The organism is Parasutterella sp. St.1A3 (assembly GCF_059728705.1).
The window spans coordinates 498,659-521,389 of sequence record NZ_BAAGFK010000001.1 but is presented as its reverse complement, the minus strand read 5'-3'; the positions used below and the strand labels follow the sequence as shown (position 1 = coordinate 521,389).

The 22,731-nt window shown below is 48.9% G+C and carries 15 protein-coding genes and 8 tRNA genes; 6 read left to right on the top strand and 17 right to left on the bottom strand.

Annotation, left to right across the window (positions count from 1 at the left end):
• Positions 1 to 415: 415 nt before the first annotated feature.
• The 3 genes from AC6I1F_RS02445 to cysK all read right to left on the bottom strand — a co-directional run bounded on the left by AC6I1F_RS02445 (position 416) and on the right by cysK (position 5,372).
• Entirely contained in the window at positions 416 to 2,227 is a 1,812-nt protein-coding gene (locus AC6I1F_RS02445; RefSeq protein WP_160336414.1) for an IS1634 family transposase, read from the bottom strand.
• A gap of 1,133 nt (positions 2,228 to 3,360) precedes the next feature.
• Complete coding sequence (fic, locus tag AC6I1F_RS02440) at positions 3,361 to 3,897, bottom strand: protein adenylyltransferase Fic (protein ID WP_160336276.1); 537 nt, start codon at positions 3,895 to 3,897, stop codon at positions 3,361 to 3,363.
• A gap of 551 nt (positions 3,898 to 4,448) precedes the next feature.
• Positions 4,449 to 5,372: a cysteine synthase A gene (gene cysK, locus AC6I1F_RS02435; RefSeq protein WP_289169063.1), complete on the bottom strand. Its 924-nt coding sequence runs from the start codon at positions 5,370 to 5,372 to the stop codon at positions 4,449 to 4,451.
• Positions 5,373 to 5,821: 449 nt separating this feature from the next.
• Here cysK and AC6I1F_RS02430 point away from each other — a divergent pair, with 449 nt between their 5' ends.
• Both AC6I1F_RS02430 and AC6I1F_RS02425 read left to right on the top strand, forming a co-directional pair.
• A complete protein-coding gene (locus tag AC6I1F_RS02430) occupies positions 5,822 to 6,391 on the top strand; it encodes a DUF3251 domain-containing protein (RefSeq protein ID WP_160336279.1) in 570 nt (189 codons plus the stop codon).
• 184 nt (positions 6,392 to 6,575) lie between these two features.
• The gene (locus AC6I1F_RS02425; RefSeq protein ID WP_251570742.1) at positions 6,576 to 7,532 is read left to right on the top strand and encodes an AEC family transporter; all 957 of its coding nucleotides are present in this window, start codon (positions 6,576 to 6,578) and stop codon (positions 7,530 to 7,532) included.
• Here AC6I1F_RS02425 and AC6I1F_RS02420 read toward each other — a convergent pair.
• The 4 genes from AC6I1F_RS02420 to msbA all read right to left on the bottom strand — a co-directional run bounded on the left by AC6I1F_RS02420 (position 7,529) and on the right by msbA (position 13,940).
• Positions 7,529 to 8,815 (bottom strand): MFS transporter, encoded by a 1,287-nt coding sequence (locus tag AC6I1F_RS02420; protein WP_353889482.1) that lies wholly within the window; start codon positions 8,813 to 8,815, stop codon positions 7,529 to 7,531. The two genes, AC6I1F_RS02425 and AC6I1F_RS02420, sit on opposite strands and share 4 nt — an antisense overlap.
• 22 nt (positions 8,816 to 8,837) lie before the next feature.
• The gene (locus AC6I1F_RS02415) at positions 8,838 to 10,037 is read right to left on the bottom strand and encodes a M20 metallopeptidase family protein (RefSeq protein WP_289169062.1); all 1,200 of its coding nucleotides are present in this window, start codon (positions 10,035 to 10,037) and stop codon (positions 8,838 to 8,840) included.
• A gap of 439 nt (positions 10,038 to 10,476) precedes the next feature.
• On the bottom strand, positions 10,477 to 12,000 hold the full coding sequence (locus tag AC6I1F_RS02410) for an SLC13 family permease (RefSeq protein WP_289077140.1): 1,524 nt from the start codon (positions 11,998 to 12,000) through the stop codon (positions 10,477 to 10,479).
• 167 nt (positions 12,001 to 12,167) lie between these two features.
• Complete coding sequence (gene msbA, locus AC6I1F_RS02405) at positions 12,168 to 13,940, bottom strand: lipid A export permease/ATP-binding protein MsbA (RefSeq protein WP_251570732.1); 1,773 nt, start codon at positions 13,938 to 13,940, stop codon at positions 12,168 to 12,170.
• 91 nt (positions 13,941 to 14,031) lie between these two features.
• Between msbA and AC6I1F_RS02400 the strand changes: the two genes are divergently transcribed.
• From AC6I1F_RS02400 to dcuC, 3 genes are all read left to right on the top strand, one after another.
• On the top strand, positions 14,032 to 14,973 hold the full coding sequence (locus AC6I1F_RS02400; RefSeq protein WP_160335640.1) for a glycosyltransferase family 9 protein: 942 nt from the start codon (positions 14,032 to 14,034) through the stop codon (positions 14,971 to 14,973).
• Positions 14,974 to 15,018: 45 nt separating this feature from the next.
• Entirely contained in the window at positions 15,019 to 15,951 is a 933-nt protein-coding gene (locus tag AC6I1F_RS02395; RefSeq protein WP_289169061.1) for a DMT family transporter, read from the top strand.
• A gap of 142 nt (positions 15,952 to 16,093) precedes the next feature.
• Complete coding sequence (dcuC, locus tag AC6I1F_RS02390; protein WP_160335638.1) at positions 16,094 to 17,473, top strand: C4-dicarboxylate transporter DcuC; 1,380 nt, start codon at positions 16,094 to 16,096, stop codon at positions 17,471 to 17,473.
• A 166-nt stretch (positions 17,474 to 17,639) separates the two neighbouring features.
• Here the strand turns inward: dcuC and AC6I1F_RS02385 are convergent, their stop codons facing one another.
• Positions 17,640 to 18,416 carry a dienelactone hydrolase family protein gene (locus AC6I1F_RS02385; protein ID WP_289169060.1) on the bottom strand — a complete coding sequence of 259 codons (777 nt, stop codon included), beginning with the start codon at positions 18,414 to 18,416 and terminating at the stop codon, positions 17,640 to 17,642.
• A gap of 137 nt (positions 18,417 to 18,553) precedes the next feature.
• Entirely contained in the window at positions 18,554 to 19,462 is a 909-nt protein-coding gene (locus tag AC6I1F_RS02380) for an AraC family transcriptional regulator (protein WP_289169059.1), read from the bottom strand.
• Positions 19,463 to 19,781: 319 nt separating this feature from the next.
• Between AC6I1F_RS02380 and AC6I1F_RS02375 the strand changes: the two genes are divergently transcribed.
• Positions 19,782 to 21,572 (top strand): IS1634 family transposase, encoded by a 1,791-nt coding sequence (locus AC6I1F_RS02375; protein WP_497801590.1) that lies wholly within the window; start codon positions 19,782 to 19,784, stop codon positions 21,570 to 21,572.
• A 227-nt stretch (positions 21,573 to 21,799) separates the two neighbouring features.
• On the opposite strand, the gene AC6I1F_RS02370 is transcribed toward AC6I1F_RS02375, so the two are convergent.
• The 8 genes from AC6I1F_RS02370 to AC6I1F_RS02335 all read right to left on the bottom strand — a co-directional run bounded on the left by AC6I1F_RS02370 (position 21,800) and on the right by AC6I1F_RS02335 (position 22,657).
• A tRNA-Glu gene (locus AC6I1F_RS02370) sits at positions 21,800 to 21,875 on the bottom strand.
• Between the two features lie 36 nt (positions 21,876 to 21,911).
• Positions 21,912 to 21,987: transfer RNA gene (locus tag AC6I1F_RS02365), tRNA-Ala, on the bottom strand.
• A gap of 34 nt (positions 21,988 to 22,021) precedes the next feature.
• Positions 22,022 to 22,097, bottom strand: a tRNA-Glu gene (locus AC6I1F_RS02360).
• 36 nt (positions 22,098 to 22,133) lie between these two features.
• Positions 22,134 to 22,209, bottom strand: a tRNA-Ala gene (locus tag AC6I1F_RS02355).
• A gap of 34 nt (positions 22,210 to 22,243) precedes the next feature.
• Positions 22,244 to 22,319, bottom strand: a tRNA-Glu gene (locus AC6I1F_RS02350).
• Between the two features lie 37 nt (positions 22,320 to 22,356).
• A tRNA-Ala gene (locus AC6I1F_RS02345) sits at positions 22,357 to 22,432 on the bottom strand.
• Positions 22,433 to 22,468: 36 nt separating this feature from the next.
• Positions 22,469 to 22,544, bottom strand: a tRNA-Glu gene (locus AC6I1F_RS02340).
• 37 nt (positions 22,545 to 22,581) lie between these two features.
• Positions 22,582 to 22,657, bottom strand: a tRNA-Ala gene (locus AC6I1F_RS02335).
• Positions 22,658 to 22,731 lie beyond the last annotated feature (74 nt).

Here is a 22,731-nt window from a genome sequence, read left to right as displayed (position 1 = left end):
GGCTTGGCAATCGAAGCGATCTCTGCCGTTGAGCCAGAAATTGGCTCCTCAAGCGCCGTTGGAACGTCAAAAACATCTGCCTCTCAGGAATTCAATTTCTCCGCAAATCGTTCTGCTCAGGTTTTTGGGGCCTCTGACACCGTGCAACCGCAGTCGTTGCGCGCCTTGATTTTAGTGCGAGCGCTTTAATACGCCCTGACCAAAACAAGCGCCCGCATTGAGGCGGGTTGAACGGCTTTATATACAGCGGAGCTTCTGGACGCATCAAATGAAATGCCAGATGGTTCATCTGTTTTCCCTGTAGTTTGGCTCACCGCTAGTTGAGTACCATTATTCTCGTCTTTAGTTTGTAAAAATGAAACAAAACCCTCTTAATTCAGAGGGTTATATCATTTTTTGAGCAGACAAAAGTCACTTATATTGGCAATCTGACTCCGAGACGCTTTGTAATATCAACCACGGTGGTGAGTGTTGGGAGTGGTTCAACCCCAAAGACAGCCATCACTTTTTCGGCTTCTTGGTTCAGATCCACGCTCTTAGAGTAGCTGCTTTCCGGTTTCTCCAGCTCTTGTTCTCCCGTTTTAAGGTACAGCTTCACCTTGTTTTTTACCCCTTCAATCGGAGAGACTGTCGGAGACATCAGTAATTCAACCATCATCTCCGGAGAGTACTCTATAGCTGCCTCACGAAGCTTAAATGCCATGAACCTCTCCAAAGCCAATGCCAGAACACAAACAACAAAGTGCCCCCTGATATGTGCCTCTGTTCTTACATAAATCGGTCTCGTACACAGTACTGACTTCATTACTCGGAAGCAGTTCTCTATCTTCCATAATTCTCTCAGTCTCGAGTAAATCTCCTCATCACTTAAGTCTTCGCAGCAAGTAATCAACCCGTAATAGCCTGCAAATCTTATTTTCCGTTCATAAAGCTCACGGTTTAGTTCATAACGCTCCTCTTGAGCTTTTTTATCCGGATCCGACTGCTTTACTCTTTTCAGAAATTGTCTCGAGCCTCGTTTAAATGAGGCATCAATTCTGCCGCTGCCGGCGCTCATCATCTTCTTAGCTTGCTCCCATTGCAAATTTAATTCCTTCATGTCGTGGGCATACCGCTTAGCCGACCAAGTCACTATCAAACGCGGGTTAACAACCTCTCGTGATTCTTTTTGTTTAACCGCTTCAGGACAGTCCATTGTCTTCATCTTCCATGACATCTCGCCTGTTTCTGAATCAAATTTATATTTCCAGCCGTCCTCGCTAAACAAGTTATCCAACTCTTTGCTGCTGAGCCGGTGAAGACTGTGCGCCACGATAAAGGCACAGTCGTTTTCAATCAGCTTGGAAAGATTCTCTTTGCTGTTAAGTCCTCTGTCAGCCACAACGATGGGTTTGCCCTGCGGACATTTCTGCCGGAACGACTCAACAACCTTCATTAAAGTTTTAACTTCTGCCGTATTGCCGCGATAAACTTCATAGTCCAGAGGAATGCCGCAGCGATCAATTAATAAACCGAGAAGAACCTGTGTCTCATGAGTCCGGTGCTCTTTACTCATGCCTCTTTCGCGTAAACAATCAGGTTCAAAGCTCTCAAAGTAGAAAGTGGTTACGTCATAAAAGACTAAGGAACAATCCCGCGCAATTTCCTTGGATACAGCTTCATCAAGTTTTTTGATGATGGTCGTTTTAGAAGCAGCAAGAATGTCTAAAGCTTCGTAGTGTTGATCCAGTGATACAGAGTCAAACTTGAACAAATGGCGCGGACATTGTCTTCTCATTCCCCGCCGGCTCATGGGACTGAGAATACGGCTGGCCACTTGATAGAACACGGCCAAATCTAAATCCCAAGAAAGTTTTCTGTTGTATCCGGCCTTACGGAACCATGCGTTTAAGCCAAGCTTTTCCCAGACTTTTCGTATGGGAGCCATCCCGTAATGCAGCCGAGGAGCTGAGGCAGCTGCCGAAGAATCAGAAACCGCAGGCGCAATCCGCCGAACCGCAGCCTCTTGGAGTTGTTCTGCACGTGAGGCATCCGAGCGCAGAGCTTTGACTCTGTCTTTTAAAGATTGAAGGTAGTTTGGATCCTCCTTCATTTTTTCAGAAATATCTCCTAAAGCTTCCAAAGTCCGAGAAGAGTTCTTGCGGGTAACCGGGTCTCGAAAGGTTTCGATGATGCTGGCGTAGTAGTGAGAACCTCGTTTGTAGTGCTGCAGAGTAATTGTAGGCATAGACTCTCCGGAATCAGATTTTTACTCATTATATCATAAAAGTAAAACCTAAGCATAATATAAATCAAATATAAGTTAAATTTATCTTCTAAAAAAATGGGAACAATTAAGCAACCACGGGGGTTGGGGAAGAATTTACGAGGCTAAAGACAGGAACTCTTGGAAGCTGCTTTCCGAATATCCTCGCTACATCACGGTTGCGAGCGGCGGCATTAGGAGACGGATCAACGTCTGAAATAGGCTTGGCAATCGAAGCGATCTCTGCCGTTGAGCCAGAAATTGGCTCCTCAAGCGCCGTTGGAACGTCAAAAACATCTGCCTCTCAGGAATTCAATTTCTCCGCAAATCGTTCTGCTCAGGTTTTTGGGGCCTCTGACACCGTGCAACCGCAGTCGTTGCGCGCCTTGATTTTAGTGCGAGCGCTTTAATACGCCCTGACCAAAACAAGCGCCCGCATTGAGGCGGGTTGAACGGCTTTATATACAGCGGAGCTTCTGGACGCATCAAATGAAATGCCAGATGGTTCATCTGTTTTCCCTGTAGTTTGGCTCACCGCTAGTTGAGTACCATTATTGAAGTGGTACAAGGCCCCAGAAATATCTGGCGTCCGAATCGTTGGATAAACATGAGAATAGCTTCCGAGGATATTCGGAAATTTGTAAAAGCAGAGAACTAAGCTACAATTTCGGGACCATGAAAGGGAATGACCGTCATCCGAAGTCCTCACCCTCGAAACCTATGCCAATCCCTTAATTTCAGGGATTATCAAAGGATTACGGCGTATGCCGTAGAGGGCCCCGAAAGGGATCGGATAAAACAAAACCCGGGTGGGACCGGGCTTTGTTGAATCTTAACTTCTTATGAGGTACCGAGATGGCTACGACATTTCTAACCTCGTGGGAGATTATCGCACATAACACGATTATCTGGACAGGCGTATTCACGCCTAAGACCAAGCGGCATTCATTGCATTTATCTTCATCAACAAAATATTCTCAATACGGTTATTTTTAATCTTTCAGCATCTTACGTAAGACCATTGCGCTTGAAAAACAAGTCAAACATATTTCCCGAAAGACCTTTGAAAAATTGACTGCATTGAGCACTTAAGGCGCAGCCTTCTTCTCTCCGTTTTACGGTTCTTCGTAGTAGTAGGACTGTTCGATGCCTTTAAAAATCATTTCTCTGTTATCAACATCTTCTGTCAACGCCTGCTGAAGCAAGAATCTTAATTCCAAATCATTAATCGGACTTCTTTCCATTGCCTGAAGATAAAGTGTTTTATCAACCTTTTGCCAGTCAACAACTTTTCCCAAACGCTTTTTCAAAATTTGATCAAGCCATATGCGGGTTGAGCGACCATTTCCCTCCATAAAAGGATGAGCAACATTCATTTCTACGTATTTGGAAATGATCTCTTCAAAAGAGCTCTCCGGCATTAGTTCAATCTTTGCAAGAGCCTCCACAAGATAAAGTGCATTTGCGAACCTAAAGCCACCTTTAGAAATATTTTGCTGTCTAACCTCTCCTGCGAAATCGTATAGCCCGTCAAATAAGTACTTATGGATCTGCCGGAGTCCTTTGAAAGAGCCAATTTCAAATTTATTTATGGCGCCGGATGCAAACAATTCTTTTGCCTTCTCAAGGCTTTTCCTATCTAAATTCCTCATTGAATCACTCCTGTTTTATGATAGGCAGCGCTTTGAACCATTGCCGGACAAGCCTTTTTTAGCAGTTCCTTTGCTTCTGATGCGATTTTTCTTGCTTCTTCGGCACACGTGTATAAGGCAACTATTGCTCTCTGCACCTCGATCGGAGGCAGCGGGATTTTCACACGGCACATGTCCTCCCATTCAAAAAACTCATGCGCGGCTCCCTTTGAGTGATAACGGGAATATCCGTCGAATTCGCTACGCTTAAACCAAAGTAAAAACGGCCGAGGATTCGCACTACAAGGCCGCTTTAAAGTACAGATAAAATGCACAAATTCAAATCTGTCGACACTAGTGTACGGCATTTAATCCGATTTATCATTAAATTGATTGTCGGATTAATTTTATTGCTGATGTGCTAGTCGCGTGAGTAAAGAACCCCAAAGCGAAAGCAGCGGAGCTCGCGTGTTTTTGGTCCGAATATCCTTAGTGAACTTGATTCATATGCGAGCGACGGTTCCAGCTCATTCCGCCATGGACAGGTGCCGTTTCATTAATCAGAATTGTTTTTAAGCAAACAACTCTGTGGACAAATACCTGTCTCCGGTATCCGGGAGCAAAACGACAATATTTTTGCCTTTGTTTTCGAGGCGTTTAGCCAGTTCGATGCCGCCAGCGAGCGCCGCGCCGGAAGAGATTCCGACAAGGAAGCCCTCCTCTCTTGCGATACCGCGAGCAGCCTCATATGCGGCTTCTGCGCTGATCGGCATCACTTCGTCCAAAATCTCCGTGTCAAGGTTCTTAGGAATGAAGCCTGCCCCGATACCCTGAATCTTGTGCGGACCGGCCGCTTTACCACTGATCACCGCTGAGGTATCCGGCTCAACTCCGACGATCCTGACAGCAGGGTTCTTCGACTTGAGGAAACTGCCCACGCCGGAGATTGTGCCGCCAGTACCGACTCCGGCAACAAAAATATCCACCTTACCCTCGGTGTCAGCCCAGATTTCCGGACCCGTCGTTTTAAAGTGCGCCTGAGGATTAACAGGGTTGGAGAACTGAGAAGGAATAAAGCTGTTTGGATTTTCTTTTGCCAGCTCTTCAGCCTTCGCGATTGCGCCTTTCATGCCCTGCTTACCGTCCGTGAGGACAATTTCAGCGCCATAAGCCTGAAGAAGTTTTCTTCTTTCAATGCTCATAGTTTCCGGCATGGTCAGAATAATTTTCATACCTCTTGAAGCGGCTGCGGCAGCCAGACCGATGCCGGTATTGCCGCTTGTGGGTTCAATAATCACGGTATTCTTCTTGACTTTGCCTTCGGCTTCTGCAGTGTCAAGCATTGCGAAAGCGACGCGATCTTTGACGGAACCCGCGGGATTAAAGTACTCAAGTTTGGCAAGCAGGTTTGCGCCTAAGCCGCGGTTTGCGCTGAAACGGTTAAGCTGAACAAGCGGAGTGCCGCCGATTAATTCACTTACAGATTGATAAATCATTTTGGTACCTCGAGAATTTCGGTCAGCTGACAGGGATAGAACCTTGCCGAGCCGAGTTAATAGAAAATGAATTTTTGAAACGAAAAGGGAGAAATGAAAAGACGAGTGCTGATGACAGGGGTGATTAACAGCACATGCGACAGGAACACAGACAACACAAGGCACTGCAGAATGCCCTGCGTTCAAAAGAAATCGGCTGTGCTCTCATTTGAATCTGTCCTTTGAAATAGATTGCTCGGTTCTGTCACGAACCTCGCATCAGTAAAAATTATAGGAATCGATTGCGAAAAAAACGAGTTCGGAAAGATTATTTCTCAGTGGATAAATTTTCAATGCTCACTTTGGGGTAACTCCGTAAGCTTGACAACCTATACCCCTCTTTTCCCACTACTATTAGGGATACTACTTACATTTGTTTCACTTTACGGCGTTGCTGTTATGGAGTTGTCATGTTTTTAAAGCCGTTTGTTATTTTCGCTGTCGGCGTTATCACTTTTGTTGCTGCTGAAGTCTTCGCTTATGCTCAGCCCGCGACGGCCGAACCAACCGCTCCCGCAGTTTCGCTCTCAAGTCGTGTGAAATCTCTGACTGAGACGGTTCAGACGCTCGAAAAGCGAATTCAGAACCTTGAAAATCAGACCATCTACAATTCCGCCGCCTTGATTCCGGGTGACACAAAACTGCAGAGCATTCGTTCGGGAAGCGCCGTCTTTCTGATGTCCATTGACAAGCCGCAGGCCACTGCCGACGGAAGCGAATTTACACTGACCGTTGTCAACCCTCAGGCCATTACCTATACGAACATTAACTTTGACATCCGCATCTTCGGAAAGGATGCCAACGGGAATCCTCAGGCCTATAAGACAGCGCACCTTCTTTCGCGCATCACGCCCGCTTTTGACGCCGGAACAAGCAACAAATTTAAGTTCGCGGTAAAAGGCGTTAAGCCGGACAACTTCGCTGCCGCTTACGTTGCCACCGTCACGTTCGGCTCAGTCGCCGCCTCCAGCGCAGAATAGTCTTCCGTTTCAAAAGACCCGAGCCAGAGATATTTTGGTTCGGGTCTTTTTATGTCGGCTTCTAAAACGCTGCTGTTAAATATGCCCAATTCGACGGGCATTTTTTATATTTTTTCTCCGGAGAATGACAATAAAAGCATTCGGCTCTGCCGCACAAGAAGTCTAAAGTTATCTCGGAGCAGCAATGATCTACAACATTCTTTTTAATGATGTCATTCCTATTTTTGTGGTGATGGCGCTTGGGTATGCCGGCGCCAAATGTCACTCATTCACTCCGGATCAGACTCAGGGGCTCAATAAAGTCGTCCTGAACTTCGCGCTTCCTGCAGCGCTCTTCGCGTCGATTACACGAGCAAGCAGAGACATGATTTTTGATGACCTCAAGCTCACGGTTATCTCGGTGCTTGGCGTCACTGTTCTTTTTCTTGTCGCGTTCTTTATTTGCTGGAAAGTCTGGCGCCACACTATCTCAGAGGCCGCTGTCTGCGCATTAATCGCAGGTTCTCCCACCATCGGGTTCTTAGGATTTGCCGTTCTTGATCCGATTTACGGCGCCACTACAGCGACAGGGCTCGTCATCGCAATCGTCGCCATTGTCGTCAACGCCGTTACGATCCCGATCGGCTTCTATCTGCTGAATCTCGGACTTCCTAAAAGCGAAACCGGCGGCGGAAGCCTTGGAGCCATTATCAACGCGGTCAAGCAGCCGGTTGTTTGGTCTCCGGTGCTTGCCGTCGTACTGGTCTTATGCGGTCTAAAACTTCCCGAAGCGTTTTATCCCTCATTTGAACTCATCGCGAAAGCCAACTCGGGCGTCGCGGTTTTTGCGGCGGGACTTGCGCTTGCCACTGTGCCGTTCGGCATCAGCGCTGAGATTATCTGGAACACGGTCTTCAGACTCTTTCTTTCTCCGCTCGCCATTTGCATCGCAGGAGCGCTCTGGGGTATGGAAACCGAAAGTCTATCCATGCTGGTCATGGCCTGCTGCATGCCGCCCGCATTCTCCGGCATCATCATTAGCAGCCGATACAACATTTATGTCAAGGACGGCGCTTCTTCGCTCGCGCTCAGCACATTAGCCTTCGCGGCCGCAGCGCCCTTCTGGGTTTGGGCGACCCCGAAAATCGCAGGCCTGCTCTAAGACTCAGGTTTCTGAGAAACAGGAATATCTCCGCTCTGCTCCTCAGTGACCGTTATGTCTTCAAGCTCCTTGGTAAATTCGAGCTCTTCTCCTTTGGAAGGTTTCTTTGCGCCGCGCGTCACCAGATAGTAAAGCGGCAGACCGACGGCGCAGGCCGCTGCGGTAATGCCGAACACACCGTCATAACCAAACGTCGGAACAAGATAACCGGAAAGGTACGGAGCGGCTCCGATTCCTAAGTCAAAGAAAATGAAGAAGCTGCTGGTCGCCTGCGCGTAACGCTCTCGCGGCACCATTGCGACCGCCGAGGCGTTTCCGATTGAAGTGATATTGCCAAAACCCAGACCGCACAGCGCGCCGGCGACTAACACTCCGATCGAGCTCGGGAGCGCCCAAAGGATCACAAGTCCGAGGATAAGGCTGATGATCGCGGGATAAAACACGATCGCAGGACCGTGAAGGTCATACATTTTGCCGGTCATCGGGCGCGTCAGCAGAATCGCCGCGGCATACACCAGAAAGAAAAACGAGGCGGCGGCTTCCACATGGAAGACGTGCGAGTAAGGTGCCATAAATGCCTGAATATTGCCCCAAGCCAGACAGAATATCGCGCACACCAGACAGAACGGAATCAAACGAACATCGATGAAGTCCGAGAGTTCGATTTTCTTCTTTGTCTGAGCCTTGGGTTTCTCATTGACCCGAACCAAGAGCCAAAGAGCGAGACTGACCGCCGAAAGCGCGATGGACACCCAGAAAATTCCCGTGTATCCGATTTTGCCGACGAACGAGATCCCGATAAAGGGGCCGGAGCAGATGGCGAGCGCCGTACTCATCGAGTAGTACGAAATACCGCGGCCCTGAAACGCCTTAGGCGTAATCACCGCAACCAAGGTACCCGCTACTGTACCGATAATACCGATTGCCGCTCCGCTCAAAAATCGGACGATGAGAAGCATCCAAGTCGAAGATACCGCCAGGTAAGCGAGATTGGATACGAAATACAGCGCTAAGCCCGCGAACAGAAGCTGCTTATAGCCGACCGAATTCACAATCCTTCCGGAAAAAAAGCGCCCGACCAGGCATCCGATCACCACAATGCCGGTGAGAAGACCGGCATACGCAAGGGAACAATTAAAAGCAGAAACCGCAAATTGCGTGTTGACGACAAAGATCGCATAATAGCCCGTCATCCCCAAAAAGTTGATGAGCGCGATCGCGACAAAGGTTCTTGAGAAAATCGCTTTAAGTACAGAAGAACCTGTGTGTGGCTGAGTTGTCATTTTTATTTTGGATCCAAGAAATTTACTGTCGATCGGCTAAGCTCGACAAGGCCAGATAAGCAAAGAGCGCGCCTGCTTCCGTAATGATTCGATCATTGAAGTCATAGTGCGGGCTGTGCAGCGCCGCCTGATGCTCCTTGTCTCTGACACCGATAAAGAAGAAACAGCCCGGAACTACCTTTTGATATGCGCTGAAGTCTTCGCTGATCATATAGGGCTCCGTTAAGCGCAGTGTGCGCTCACTTCCAAACATGCGGGCGGCCGCGCGCTCAGCAAAATCCGTCAGTTCGGCGTCATTGTCGACCGCACCTACCAGTCTGATGTAACGCGCCTCAGCCTCGAGTCCGAACGCCTTGGCGATGCCTACTGAGCGGGTTTTGATTTCGCGTTCGATCAGATCTCTAACCGGCTCTTCAAAAGTGCGTGTTGTTCCGAGCAGATGAACCGTTTCCGGAATAATGTTGTATGTGTTCGGGTTCCCGGCTGTAAAGGAGCAGACGGAGACAACTGCGGATTTAAACGGATCGAGTGTCCTTGAGACCAAAGTCTGAAGCGCGATAAAGATTTCGGCTGCTGCCGGAAGCGGATCTTTGCCGAGGTTGGGGCGAGCGCCGTGGGTGCCTACACCTTTCACATCGATCTCAAATCGATCGCAGGCCGCCATTGTCGGGCCGGCCCTAAATCCGATCATGCCTAAATCCAGAAGCGGTTCGTTGTGCGCGCCGTATATTTCTTTGACATCGTATTTTTTGAATACTCCGGACTGCACTACACTGTCCGCGCCGTTCACGCTTTCTTCAGCTGCCTGGAAGATACAGAGGATATTGCCTGCAAAGCCTCTGTGTCTGCTGAGGTAAAGAATCGCCGCGAGCAGCCACGTTTGATGACCGTCATGTCCGCAGGAATGCGCCATTCCGTTTTCTGAAGCCCACGGACAGCCGCTCTGCTCGGTGATATTGAGCGCATCGATATCGGCACGAAGGGCGATAGTTTTACCAGGCTTGCTGCCTTGGATCAAAAGGAAACCGCTGCCGGGAGATGCCGCTGTATCCAAACCCTCGATTCCGTTTTCTTTGAGAAATTCAGCGATCTTCTTAAGCGTCAAAGCCGTATCAAATCCGACTTCGGGTTCCCTATGCACCCGTCTTCTAAAGTCGATTAAACGCTTTTCGTATTGTTTAATCTCATCGATGATGTCCTGAGGGTTCAGGTCCTGCTGCATAAAAAACTCCTCTATTTCGATTTCTGAATCGTTTCTATTCGCGTTTTGACGCCTTGTCGCGGACAATGACCGCAGATTCCAACCCTCTACAGACACGTTTGAAAAATAGCGGCGGTCAGCGGAAGCGCGCCGAGATCCGACGTTTCGCAGAATGGGAATTCAAGAAGCATCATTTAGCGCTGCGTCTTAAGCCGACTTATGAATATAAGTGCGTATTTTATTCTCTCGTACACATAAAAAATTCAGAGGTTATAAGACAAATTCCATATTTCTTCGCTGCCGCGCAGGGCCAATATTTATTTTCTTAGATTTCAGTACCGCGCTTAAGATATTGGGTTATCGAGGCCATCAGCCAAAAGACGGCCGCCTCTGCGCAAATAATAATTAAGCCGTGTTCCCCAGAGGAAAACACGGCTGTTTAGTTTTGTGAAGCAAGCGCTTAGTTAGGCAGGCTCAGAACTCCGCCAAGCACCATACAGACTCCAGCAATCACGAATATAGAAATAACGTTCAGCCAGAAACCAGCTTTGATCATATCGCCGATCTGAATGTGACCGGTACCGAAGATAATCGCGTTCGGGGGTGTCGCAACCGGCATCATGAAAGCTGCAGAGGCGCCGAGCGTCGTCACCAGAAGAACCTGCTCGACCGGAATACCAAGCACGGGAGCAGCCGCCGCAAGAAGCGGAAGCATCGTGGCAGCAAGCGCTGTGTTGGAAGTGAATTCCGTAGCAAAAATAACCAGAGCAGCCACACCGATAACAACTGCCACGGCAGGAAGACCGGTAAAGGAGGCAGCCTGAGCAGCAATCAGCTGAGCCGATCCGGTTGCCTGAATGGTTGCGGCCATCGTAAGACCGCCGCCAAAGAGCAGAAGCACATCCCAGGGAATACTGTCGCAGTGCTTCCAGTCAAGCGCTCGCTCACCTCTTCTGAAATCCACCGGAATACAGAAGAGAGAGATACCGGCAGCCATCGCAATAATCGCGTCGCTAACCTGCTTGAAGGGACGAACGCCGTCAATCGTAAACGAACGGATCTGAGCGCCGAAGCACCAGAGAATCACGGTCACGACAAAGACAATCAGAACAACGGTTTCACCTTTAGAGAGTTTGCCCAGAGAAATCAGTTCTTCCTTGATCCATTCCTTTCCGCCTTCGATTTTCTTGATCTGTTCGCGGAAAAGCACCTTAGTTAAAAGAAGCCAGCTTAAAGGCATCAGGATCAGGACGACCGGCATACCGACCTTCATCCAGTCGAAAATCGATACATCGATGCCGTAGGTCTGCTGCACGAAACGGACAAAGATACCGTTCGGAGGCGAACCGATAATGGTGCCCATACCGCCGATCGAGGCTCCGTACGCTACTGCCAGCAGCACGCAGATGCCGAAATTTCTTTCTCCTTTAGTAATTGTGGGAGAGGATGAACTTTGACGAACAACAGACATAACCGCCATCGCGATCGGAACCATCATAGCGGCGGTCGCGGTGTTGGATACCCACATGGAAATGAAGCCGGTGGCGACCATCATGCCGGCGATAATTGCGCCGGGCGATGTGCCGACAATCTGCAGCGTCTTAAGCGCGATACGCTTATCAAGTCCCCAGCGCTGAATGCCCGCAGCAAGCAGGAAGCCGCCTAAGAACAGATAGATCGTATCAGAAGCATACGGAACAAGTGTTTTAGCGAGCGTATTTACGTCGCATAAGGGATACAGCACAATCGGAAGCAGTGCGGTCACTGCAATCGGAACGGTCTCTGTAAACCACCAGAGCGCCATCCATAACAGAATGGCAAGACAGGCTTTAGCCGCGTGTGTAATGGCGACTGTTTGACCTGAACCGTTCACATAAGAATCCGGCAGAACCAGATAGAGCAAAAGAGCGAGCAATGGCGCAAGGAAAAGCGCGACAGTTTTCGATAATTTCGAAAACGTTCCCATCTGTGTCGGTGTTTCCATAAAAAATCCCAGAAAAAGATGATTAACGGTGTTTTTCTTTTAAAACAGAGTTTATTTAATCATAATTTTTAGGAATTTCTTGGCTTTATGGAATAATTTTTTCAGTAAGAGAAATTAAAATTTCGTATCATGAGAACGCATACTCATTTTACGCTCTCACGAATGGGTTATTTCCCCTCTGAATGATGCTTATCGACCTGCTTGCTGAACTGAATCTTATACAGATGCGCATAAGGTCCGTCCTTCTGCAGTAGTTCAAAATGAGTACCGGTTTCCACAATCGCGCCCTGATCGAGAACAACAATGCAGTCGGCATCCACAATAGTTGAGAGACGATGCGCAACAACAAAGCTGGTTCTGCCGCTTCTCAGCTTATCGAGAGAGGCTTGAATATATTTCTCACTTTCGGTGTCGAGCGCGCTCGTTGCCTCATCAAGAAGAAGAATCGGCGCGTTCTTAAGCAGAGCCCGCGCGATAGAAACGCGCTGACGCTGTCCGCCCGAGAGCTTCGCGCCGGACTCGCCGATGCGGGTATTGATGCCTTCGGGAAGACTTTGAATCAAGGGAAGCAGATAAGCCGCTTCAGCAGCCTTCATAATTTCCTCTTCCGAGACCTCTCTGCCCGCACCGAATGCGATATTGGCAGCGATTGTGTCGTCAAAAAGCATGACTTCCTGCGTGACAATCGCAATCTGTTCGCGAATACTTGCAAGCGTCAGCTCATTCTGCGGGATATCGTCCATGAGGATTTCTCCCGAGGCAGGAATCATGAAGCGGGGAATCATATTAATGATGGTGCTTTTACCCGCGCCGGATGCGCCGACCAATGCCACCATTGAGCCTGCTTCAACCTTCAGGCTGAAATCTTTGAGAGAAGGCTCAAGCGCCTGAGGATATTTGTAGCAAACATTTCTAAATTCGACTTTGCCCTTAGCTCTTCCAAGTGTTTTTGTGCCCGGATCTTTTTCCAGAGGGACATCGATCATTTGGAAAAGACTTTCCGCGGCCGCGGCCATTCTCGCGATCGTTCCGTTGAGATTCGCGAGTTTACGGATCGCGGGCATCATCAGCAGCATCGCTGAAATATAAGTTACGAATTCAGACAGAGAAAGCGTTCCGTGCTGCGCCTGAACCAGGGCAACGAAAACCACGACGGAGACACCGCACATAGAAACGAGCTGGGTGAGTGGGGTGCCCAGCCCCTTAACAACCTGCTGACGCATCGTCAGGCCCTGCAGACGACGATTGACGTGCCCAAAGCGTTCGGCCTCGAACTTATATGCGTCATAAACCTTGATAAGACGCTCGGATTTATAAGTCTCGCCAAGCACGTTGAGCATGGCGCCGAAAGTCACTTGACTGTCGCTGGTGAGTTTTTTCAGTTTTTTACTGACGGTTCTGAGAATAACGACTAAGAAGGGCGCGACCACCAAAGTCACCGCGGTCAGCTGCCAGTTATGCCACAAAAGCACACACATCAGCGCAATGACCTGCAAAGAGTCTCGCACCAAAACAGTAAGAACTTCTGAGGCACTCGAGAGCGCCTGGGAGGCTTCATTGACAAATCTTGAAACCACTCTTCCGGACTGCTCCTGCTGCACGGTTTCTTCCGGCCAGCGGATCATGTTGTCAAACATGAGACCTCGAATCTGGACCAGAACCTTCTGTGACACCATCTGAAGCAGATACGAGCTACAGAACTGTCCGCCTCCGTGGAGCACCGAGATTCCGATCAACGCGATCGGCGCCCAGATCGCCACCAGACCGTTTTTCTGATAAAAGCCCAAATCCGTCAGTTTGCCCATGAGCAGCGCCATCAGTGACGATGTCGCCGCAGCAATAACCATTGCGATCAGAGCCAGAAAAATGTACCCTTTGTACGGCGGAAGATACGAAAAAAGTCGGTAAAGCGGTTCTTTATTTACGGGATTAACTTTCAAAGAAAACCTCTCTAGTTTCAGTTCGGAATAGTTTAATGTCTGTCTTGGCGTTAGACTACTTATCTTGGTTTCTTACTTTGCAACAGTTTATATGGCAATACTTTTTGTAAGACTGCCGAATCATATCGGCGACGCGGTCATGACGATGCCCGCCCTTAATTTGCTAGAAGCGGCCGGATTTCAGCTTTATCTGGTCGGCAAACCCTTTGTCGGGCAGCTGTTTGAAGGAACTAACCGAAGATTTGATCCGATTGAAGGGAACCTTCTGGACGACATTAAGCGCATTCGAGAGCTTGCTGCGACTGTCGAGCGTCCGAGAGGACTCCTGATGCCGAATTCCCTCGGCTCAGCCCTTCTTTTTAAGATGGCCGGCATCAGCTGTACAGGGCTCGCCACGGACGGCCGCAGCCTTTTGCTGGAGCATGCGATTCCGGAGCCTCCGAGAATGCACGAAGTCGAACGCTTTTGGTATGTCGCCTATGAAGCGCTCAAGAGCTGGGGCATTAAGCCGCCCTACTCCAAGCTCACCAAACGCATCAATATGAAGCTTGCCAAACGCAATGAAGCCGGCGCGCGCAATCTGGCGCAGAAAATTCATCTTCCTTCGCGCTACGCGATTTTGGCGCCGATTGCCAAAGGACGTCACGAAGGCAAGGAAAAATATTGGAAGCATTTCAATGAACTCGTGAAGCCGCTGCGCGACCGCGGTATTGAACCCGTGGTCTTCCCGGCTGCCGACGAGGCGGAAGTTTCCCGCCTGGCGGCACCGGACGCGACTATTTACGAGCCCACGTCACTTGGCAACTTCGCAGCACTTTGTTCAAAAGCCGCAATTGTTATCGCCAACGACTCCGGAGTCAGTCACATTGCGGCAGCTGTCGGAGCGCCTCAGGTCACTATTGTCGGCGTAACCGACATTGACCGCACCAGTCCGTGGAACGATAAAAACATTATTGTCGGCAGAAAGGGCAGATGGCCTGAAGTCGATGAAGTTATTACCGCAATCGACGACTGCCTCAAAGCAAATCGATAAACTATAAGGACGGGAGAAATCGTATTTCCCGCCTTTTTTATACTTATGCTGCGACAGTCTTTATGGGCAATTGCTGCGGCGGCCTGTTTTTCGGCCATGGCCGCATGCGTAAAATTCTGCAACGGAACATTCGGTTCGCTCGAGCTGGTTTTTTACCGCTCAACGTTCACGACTGTTTTTATCCTCTGCCTTTGCGTAGCGAAAGGCTGCTCGCTTAAAACTCAGTACCCATTTCTGCACTTAAAGCGCGATTTCTACGGTTTTGCCTCGGTTGCGATCTGGTTCTTTACTCTGGGAAAACTTCCTTTAGGCACCAATATCACGCTGACCTACTGCACGCCGCTCTTTTTAGCGGCTAACTTTATTATTTTGAGCCGCATCCAGAAACGTAGCGCACCGTGGGGCTCAATCGGCGCTATCGCGTTAGGCTTTCTCGGAATTGTCCTTCTTGTGCGCCCAAACTTCTCCGAAAGCGAATTTATCGCCTGCCTGCTATGTCTTTCGGTTGCGCTGATTGACTTATTCGGCTACTGGCAGCTGAGATTTTTAGGCCGTGTCAAGGAGCCGTCTCAGCGCGTGGTGTTTTATTTCGCTTTCACAAGCATGATTGGCGCCGCGCTCGGGGTGCTCCTCTTTACGGACGGTTTCCACAAACCGACCTTGGACAACTGTATTCCCCTTGCCTTAATGGGACTCTTCGCAACCGGCGGCATGCTTGCAGCTACCCGGGCATGGATGGGCGGAAATATGCTTCTTGCCGCCTGTCTCGGTTTCTCCGCTATTCCTTTCTCGGAGCTCATCGGCATCGTCCTGTTCGGCAATATACCGTCTCTGCTGTCCATCCTTGGCATGATATGCGTCTGCATTGCCGGAATGTTCGCGACGGTCTTTACCAAAAGAGAAGAGAAACTGCTTAATGAAGCGGCCGAGGAATCCGCTTCAGCTCAATCCGAAAAACAGTTTCAGCCCAATAATTGAGCACTTTTTTGCGGAAACCTTCAGCTGCAGCCGATTTAATTCGTTCGTTTCCAGAAAAATCGAAAAAAATAACTTCTAAAGGCTATTGGGCAGATATAATTATTAACAATTTAATAATCCTAAATATCCCAAAGGAGCCTTTATGCAATCTCTTACGCTGATTTTGTCAGCCGTTATTGTTGTGCTCACCGGCTGGGCGATTATTAAAAAGTTCCAAGTCAATATGGTTCTTTTCCTTGCCGGTCTTCTGCTCAACGTTTTGGCTGTTATGAACGGTGCAACGAACTTCCTTCCGAAGAACGCTGCCGCAACCGGTTTACTCGGTTTCGATTTCTTCGAATTATTCCGCGCGATCTGCCGCACACAGATTGCCGGCGTCGGTTTCATCATTCTGGTCTCCGGCGGTTTCGCTGCATACATGCAGGCTGTCGGCGCTTCCGACCGCTTCGTCACAGTCTGCGCAAAGCCGATTCAACTTCTTAAGAATCCGTACCTGATCCTGGGTCTCGTGTTCATTGTCGGCCACTGCCTCGGTCTTGTGATCACTTCGGCCGCTGGTCTTGCCATGCTTTTGATCGTGACGGTTTATCCGCTCATCATCAGCGTCGGCTGTTCTCCTCTTGCCGCAGCCGCGGTTGTCGCGAGCGTCCTCTGCGTCGGTTACGCGCCTGCCTCCGGTGTCGCGGTTATGGCTGCCGAATTGGTGCACCTTGACCCGGTTGAATACCTTGTCTCTTATCAGCTTGTTATGGCCGCTCCGGTCGTTCTCGTTATGGCAATCACACACGTGATTGTTCAGAGATACTTCGACAAGAAAGACAATGTTCACGGCGAGGTTGCCGACATCGCTGAGCTTGAAGCCAAGAGAAAAGAAATCGAGAAGACTCCTCTGATTTACGCAGCAATGCCGGTTCTTCCTCTGGTTCTTCTGCTGATCTTCAACAAGATGGTTTACAAGACCATTACGATGAACGTTGCCACAGCGATGTTCCTCTCTTGGTTCGTCTGTTTCCTTGTTGACCTTGTTGTCCGTCGCAAAGCCAAAGAATCCTTCGATCTTTCGTTTGCAATGTTCAAAGGCATGGGCAGTATCCTGACAAGTACTGTCGGTCTTATCTTCGTTGCCGCCTTCTTTGCTAAAGGTCTGCAGCAGGTCGGCCTTATTACTTACCTCATCGATATCGCTAAGAACTGCGGTCTCGGTGTTACAGGTACCGGTGTTGTGCTTTCCGCGATCATCGGTGTCGTGACAGTCCTTACCGGTTCCGGTGTTGCCGCCTTCACCAGCTTGGCCCACGTCATTCCGGATGTCGCTCAGCACCTCAACTCCAACGGTATCGCCATCATGCTGATGATGCACACTGCTTCTGAAATGCTCCGCGCTCTCTCTCCGGTCGCAGGCGTCATCATTATCGTGTCCGGCTTCGCAAAGGTCAGTCCGTTTGCCATTATCAAGAGAACGGCAATCCCCTGCGTTGTCGGCTACCTCACCATGCTGATCATTGTCTCTGTGCTCTTCTAAACACTTGACATTAGTCTGCCAAGACCGCCTCAAAAGAGGCGGTTTTTTATTGCGCTTTTGTTTTAACGAAGGTCAATTCACTTTGAGGGTCATCCGCAGCGCAAAAATAGAAATGCCTCCCGGACTTATCTTCCGAGGAGGCACAGAATTCAGGTTTTAGTGAGTGTTAGCTTCTCAGGACCCGAGTCAGGAACGCGGCTGCCGCATCTCTTGCAGCGGACAGATTGAAGAGTGTGTGCGGCGCACCGGGCAACAGCACAATCTGCGCGTTCGGATTGCTCGCAAGCGCTTTGCCCGCATGCCCCAAAGCGCTGGGATTATCGAGGTAGCTATTGACCTGACTGAAGAATTTATCCGTTGCACTCATGACATTGAGCACCGGAAGCGTATCCGGAAGGTATGAGTTATGAGAGGTAACGTGATAATTGTCTTCGCAGGACCAGGAGAAGATCATGCGGCCCTTTTCTGCGATCATGCCTTCTTCCGGTTTGTAGCGTGCCGCAGTGACACCGCCTTCGCTGGTTCCTGCAATGATCACTCGTCCGTCGCACCAGGGAACGTTTTTAAGTTCGCGCATTGCGTAATTGAGTTCAGCCAAACGCATGCCGTGAACATCCTCATAGTCAGCGGCCGGAACAGGAGAAGAATAGATCAGACGATCTTTTGTCTGCATAGAATCGGGAATCACAACCGCGACGCGCAGCGCATCGGCAAGCCAATAAGCAAACGTTTTAATCTGCGCATTGACGCCGGAGCTTCCGTGCATAAAGACAACGGTCGGGTGCGATGCGGTTTCATTTGCGAACTCGTTCAGCAGACCGACTTTGGGCGCGCCGCCTGCTTCCGGAAGCACCACGTAAGCATTGACAAAAGTCTCACGAAGCGTCGCTTCGGTATGTTTTCTGACGCTTCCCTGAAGCGAGCCGGTATATTCAATAGTCATGACTTCTCCTTGATCGGTTGGTTATTTGCATATCCTTCTTATTTTATTCGTTAGGCAGTGGCAGCAGACGAAAAACAAGCGGAAACTTTCTTAATTTCAATGATTCAAATCTTTCATTCCGCTTCGGGTGCGTCTGACTAAACAGCAATATCTCTGGCCGGAGATTTGCCAAAAAGCCGCTTATATTCTCGACAGAACTGCTGAACACTCTGGTAACCGACTTCAAAGGCTGCGGCAGTAGCAGAGTAGTTCTGATAAAGCATCAGACGTCTGGCCTCATGGAGTCTCAGTCTTTTCTGGTACTGGAGCGGCGACTGAGAAGTCACCGCCTTAAAGTGCGCATGGAAAGTGGACGGAGCCATAAAGGACATTTCTGCCAGTGTTTGAATACGAAGAGGTTCTTTGTAGTGTTCTTTGATCCACTGCACGACCCTTGCGATTCGCTGATTCGGCATGTCTTGAATACAGAGCGCTCTCAGATTGGCGCATTGACCGTCTGTCAGTGCGTAGTAATGAATTTCTCGAAGGACGGATGGCAGAAGCATCTGCATATGCTGCGGGTTGTCCGATAGTCGGATCAGTCTTTCGAACGCATTGACAATTTCCGCAGAAGGCTTGGCGACACAGAAGGCATTGGGCTCCGAATCACAGGTCGGCAGGCTGTCGGGCATTTTCTCCATTAATTCAGAAAGCAGCTGAGGATCCAATTTAAGCGAGACAGAAATAAACGGTTCTTCTTTGCAGGCTCCTTCAATCCTAAAGGACGTCGGAATTTCAACCGATGTAACAATCATCGTGTCGCCGCCGTAGGAATATCTGAGTGAACCGATATCAATAACCTTGTACCCCTGAACAATAATGGCGACCGAAAGAGTGTAAAAGCAGTTTTTATCGATCGTATCTTCTGTGATCACGTGAAGATTGAGGCTCGGAACCTTGCGCCAACCCTCGTCATGTTTTTGCCATTTATCTTCAATCAGTGTCTTAAGTTCTTCGCAGAGTGTTTTTGCGGCCTGACGGCCTTTTTCGCTTTTTCTGCTCTGCATACACCTTTTCCTTGTGTCGATAAGAAAATCACATGACGTCTGAAGCGCAATTTACGCCTCAGCCCAAATTTAAATGTACTCGATCACAAAAAAGACAAAAAGAAATGATCCTCTTGACATATTGCCCGATCCTATGACCGTTCAATAATAACGATTAAAAGGTACGCCCAATATTCCGAAGATTTGACCCTGAATTCCCAAAATTCTAGGAGCTATTTTTACAAATAGTCTCATCTTCAATTTAACTAATTGATTTTATACCCCTTTTGAGTAATGCATGGATGGACTTCTTTAACTTCATAGGCGATAATTATAACCTATGAAAGAAACCAATCACCCTACAAATATGGATAGCAAAACTCAGGAACAGTGCTTCTTAGAAACAGGTTTCATACATCCCGTGTTCGTGAAGAACAATCATGGGATTCGTTATGCGATTTTCTACAAGAACCGCTGGAACAACAATAAATGTGAAAAGGTTTTCCAAAAGACTGTTGGAAGACTTTTGGAAGATGATTCAATTGAGTTGGGAAGGAGGTTTCTCGCTGAATATCCGGCTTTAAAAGACTGCAAGGCAAAACTTGTTGGAAGGAAGGTTCGATTGTTTGGCGGCGTCGCATGTCCTTTGCCGCCTTTGGTTCCAAATGCAGAGCAGAGGAAAGCTTTTCTTGATGAACTTGATCAAGATACACGTTTGTCGGCCGGTGCCTCATATGTTTTATGGGAAATTGCTAAGCAAAACCATTTACAAGCTGATTTGGAAGCGGTTTTCGGTAAAGACAGGGCTGCTTATCTTCTTTCTTTGGCTATATTTTTTGCAGCAGACCCGGGTGCAGTTGCTTCTGAGTTTGAAATTTACAGCGCCCAAACATGGCTTCCCTGTACGCCGACTACCTCTCAGCATGTTTCTGATCTCTTTGAGCAAGTCTCTAACCCGGAGATAATGTCTTTTCTGAGGAAACGGCTGCTGTACTCGCAGCTGGAGACTAAAGGAGACGTCTATTGGAGCTTTGATACGACATCAATATCGTCTTATTCCGAAACGATCCGCAAAGTCGCTTACGGCTATAGCAAAGAAAACTCGGAATTGCCTCAATTAAATTTAGGGTTGATTGTCTCGGAATATTCCGGAGAACCTCTCTACTACAAAGTGCTGGAGGGTTCTCTGAGTGATCCATTAGCCTTAAGACAAATGCTTGCGGACGCCGCCGATTTAGGAAGCTCTCAGGTGAACTTAGTGATGGATAGAGCTTTCAGTTCTCCTACTTTGCTCGACCGGCTCTACGAACAGAATTTAGGATTTATTTGTGGCTCTAAAACTAATCTGAATTACTGCAAATCTGTTCTGAGCAGCTTCGAACCCCAGCTCCGATTCGGAGGCGTTGATACATTCTTAGAGGAATTTGGCGTCCAGGCTAAAACTTCGTCAACAACGTGGTCTTACAGAGACCCTGCAACTGGATATTTGGAAACGCGGCCTCTTTACATTCATGTCTATTTGGATCCGGCGCGAGCCGCCGCTGAAAATGAGTCTCTTCTCAGGCAAATTAAGAAAGTTCAAGACAAACTTGCAGAGAAAACCGCCCTCAAGGACTCAGATAAGGATTTAATTAAACGTTTCTTCATAAAGAGCTCTCAGGGATGGAGTTACAGTCCGAAGAAATGGGAAAACAAGGCGCACAGCCTCGGGCTGTTCGTTCTTGTCTCGAACACCGTAGGCTCAGCAAATGAAGCTCTCAGAATATATCGACAGAGAGATATCATCGAAAAAAACTTCAACAATCTCAAAGAACGCTGCTCAGGCCGTCGAATGCGATGCCGGGAAAGAGCTCTTGAAGGAAAAGTCTTCGTTTTATTTTTAAGCCTGATCCTTCTAATGAATCTGAAGATGAGATTTACCTTAGCAAAGAGAACCGAAGCGAAGCAGGACCCATCGTCAAAGTACTTGCCGAACGATACACCGGACTTCCTGAGAATGATGGGGGCTGTTGACGTAACCAGCAGGAAATCTGACGAAGAAAACTCTTTTTACTGGGACCTAATCCCCAAGAAACTAAGAGCGACGATGGAAGCTCTGAAGATAGCCGTGCCTCCAAGATTTATCACCTAGAGGGCACGGAATTCAGGATTTGACGGAAGTTCAACCCGTTTATATTGTCAAAAATTGGCGCACTCGGGAAAAATAGGATGTAGGAAACTTCTGCGCGTGGCCCTGATCACGAACCAAGGAGAATCCCGGAGAGAAAAAAAACGATTCCGCGCCTGACAGAGGTACGAAGAAAAAACAAACCGCAGAAACAGCAAAGCCGCCCAATCGGCGGCTTTGAAAATAAATGGTGGCGTCCTCACGGGGATTCGAACCCCGGTACCGACCGTGAAAGGGTCGTGTCCTAGGCCTCTAGACGATGAGGACAATTGCTTTCCGGCTTACGCCGAATCGCTTAAAACTTGGTGGAGGTAAGCGGGATCGAACCGCTGACCTCTTGCATGCCATGCAAGCGCTCTCCCAGCTGAGCTATACCCCCACAGACTTCAGTTGTGCAACTGAGTCAGGAATTGTGGCGTCCTCACGGGGATTCGAACCCCGGTACCGACCGTGAAAGGGTCGTGTCCTAGGCCTCTAGACGATGAGGACAATCGCTTTCCGACTTGCGCCGAATTGCTTGAAACTTGGTGGAGGTAAGCGGGATCGAACCGCTGACCTCTTGCATGCCATGCAAGCGCTCTCCCAGCTGAGCTATACCCCCACAGACTTCAGTTGTGCAACTGAGTCAGGAATTGTGGCGTCCTCACGGGGATTCGAACCCCGGTACCGACCGTGAAAGGGTCGTGTCCTAGGCCTCTAGACGATGAGGACAACTGCTTTCCGGCTAATGCCGAATTGCTTAAAACTTTGGTGGAGGTAAGCGGGATCGAACCGCTGACCTCTTGCATGCCATGCAAGCGCTCTCCCAGCTGAGCTATACCCCCACGGGTTTTGGTTACTTGAACCGAATCAAAATTTAGTGGCGTCCTCACGGGGATTCGAACCCCGGTACCGACCGTGAAAGGGTCGTGTCCTAGGCCTCTAGACGATGAGGACAATCTGCTTCCCGGCTAATGCCGAAATGCTAAAAACTTGGTGGAGGTAAGCGGGATCGAACCGCTGACCTCTTGCATGCCATGCAAGCGCTCTCCCAGCTGAGCTATACCCCCGAAAGAAGAGCGATATTAAGGAAGAATTTAATTCCTGTCAACTCCGCCATCAATATTCGCTCAATAAAAAGTAA

Coding starts and splice junctions, on each gene's coding strand:
- AC6I1F_RS02445 (WP_160336414.1), bottom strand. CDS start 2,227: ATGCCTACAATTACTCTGCAGCACTACAAACGAGGTTCTCACTACTAC.
- fic (WP_160336276.1), bottom strand. CDS start 3,897: ATGAGGAATTTAGATAGGAAAAGCCTTGAGAAGGCAAAAGAATTGTTT.
- cysK (WP_289169063.1), bottom strand. CDS start 5,372: ATGATTTATCAATCTGTAAGTGAATTAATCGGCGGCACTCCGCTTGTT.
- AC6I1F_RS02430 (WP_160336279.1), top strand. CDS start 5,822: ATGTTTTTAAAGCCGTTTGTTATTTTCGCTGTCGGCGTTATCACTTTT.
- AC6I1F_RS02425 (WP_251570742.1), top strand. CDS start 6,576: ATGATCTACAACATTCTTTTTAATGATGTCATTCCTATTTTTGTGGTG.
- AC6I1F_RS02420 (WP_353889482.1), bottom strand. CDS start 8,815: ATGACAACTCAGCCACACACAGGTTCTTCTGTACTTAAAGCGATTTTC.
- AC6I1F_RS02415 (WP_289169062.1), bottom strand. CDS start 10,037: ATGCAGCAGGACCTGAACCCTCAGGACATCATCGATGAGATTAAACAA.
- AC6I1F_RS02410 (WP_289077140.1), bottom strand. CDS start 12,000: ATGGAAACACCGACACAGATGGGAACGTTTTCGAAATTATCGAAAACT.
- AC6I1F_RS02400 (WP_160335640.1), top strand. CDS start 14,032: ATGGCAATACTTTTTGTAAGACTGCCGAATCATATCGGCGACGCGGTC.
- AC6I1F_RS02395 (WP_289169061.1), top strand. CDS start 15,019: ATGCTGCGACAGTCTTTATGGGCAATTGCTGCGGCGGCCTGTTTTTCG.
- dcuC (WP_160335638.1), top strand. CDS start 16,094: ATGCAATCTCTTACGCTGATTTTGTCAGCCGTTATTGTTGTGCTCACC.
- AC6I1F_RS02385 (WP_289169060.1), bottom strand. CDS start 18,416: ATGACTATTGAATATACCGGCTCGCTTCAGGGAAGCGTCAGAAAACAT.
- AC6I1F_RS02380 (WP_289169059.1), bottom strand. CDS start 19,462: ATGCAGAGCAGAAAAAGCGAAAAAGGCCGTCAGGCCGCAAAAACACTC.
- AC6I1F_RS02375 (WP_497801590.1), top strand. CDS start 19,782: ATGAAAGAAACCAATCACCCTACAAATATGGATAGCAAAACTCAGGAA.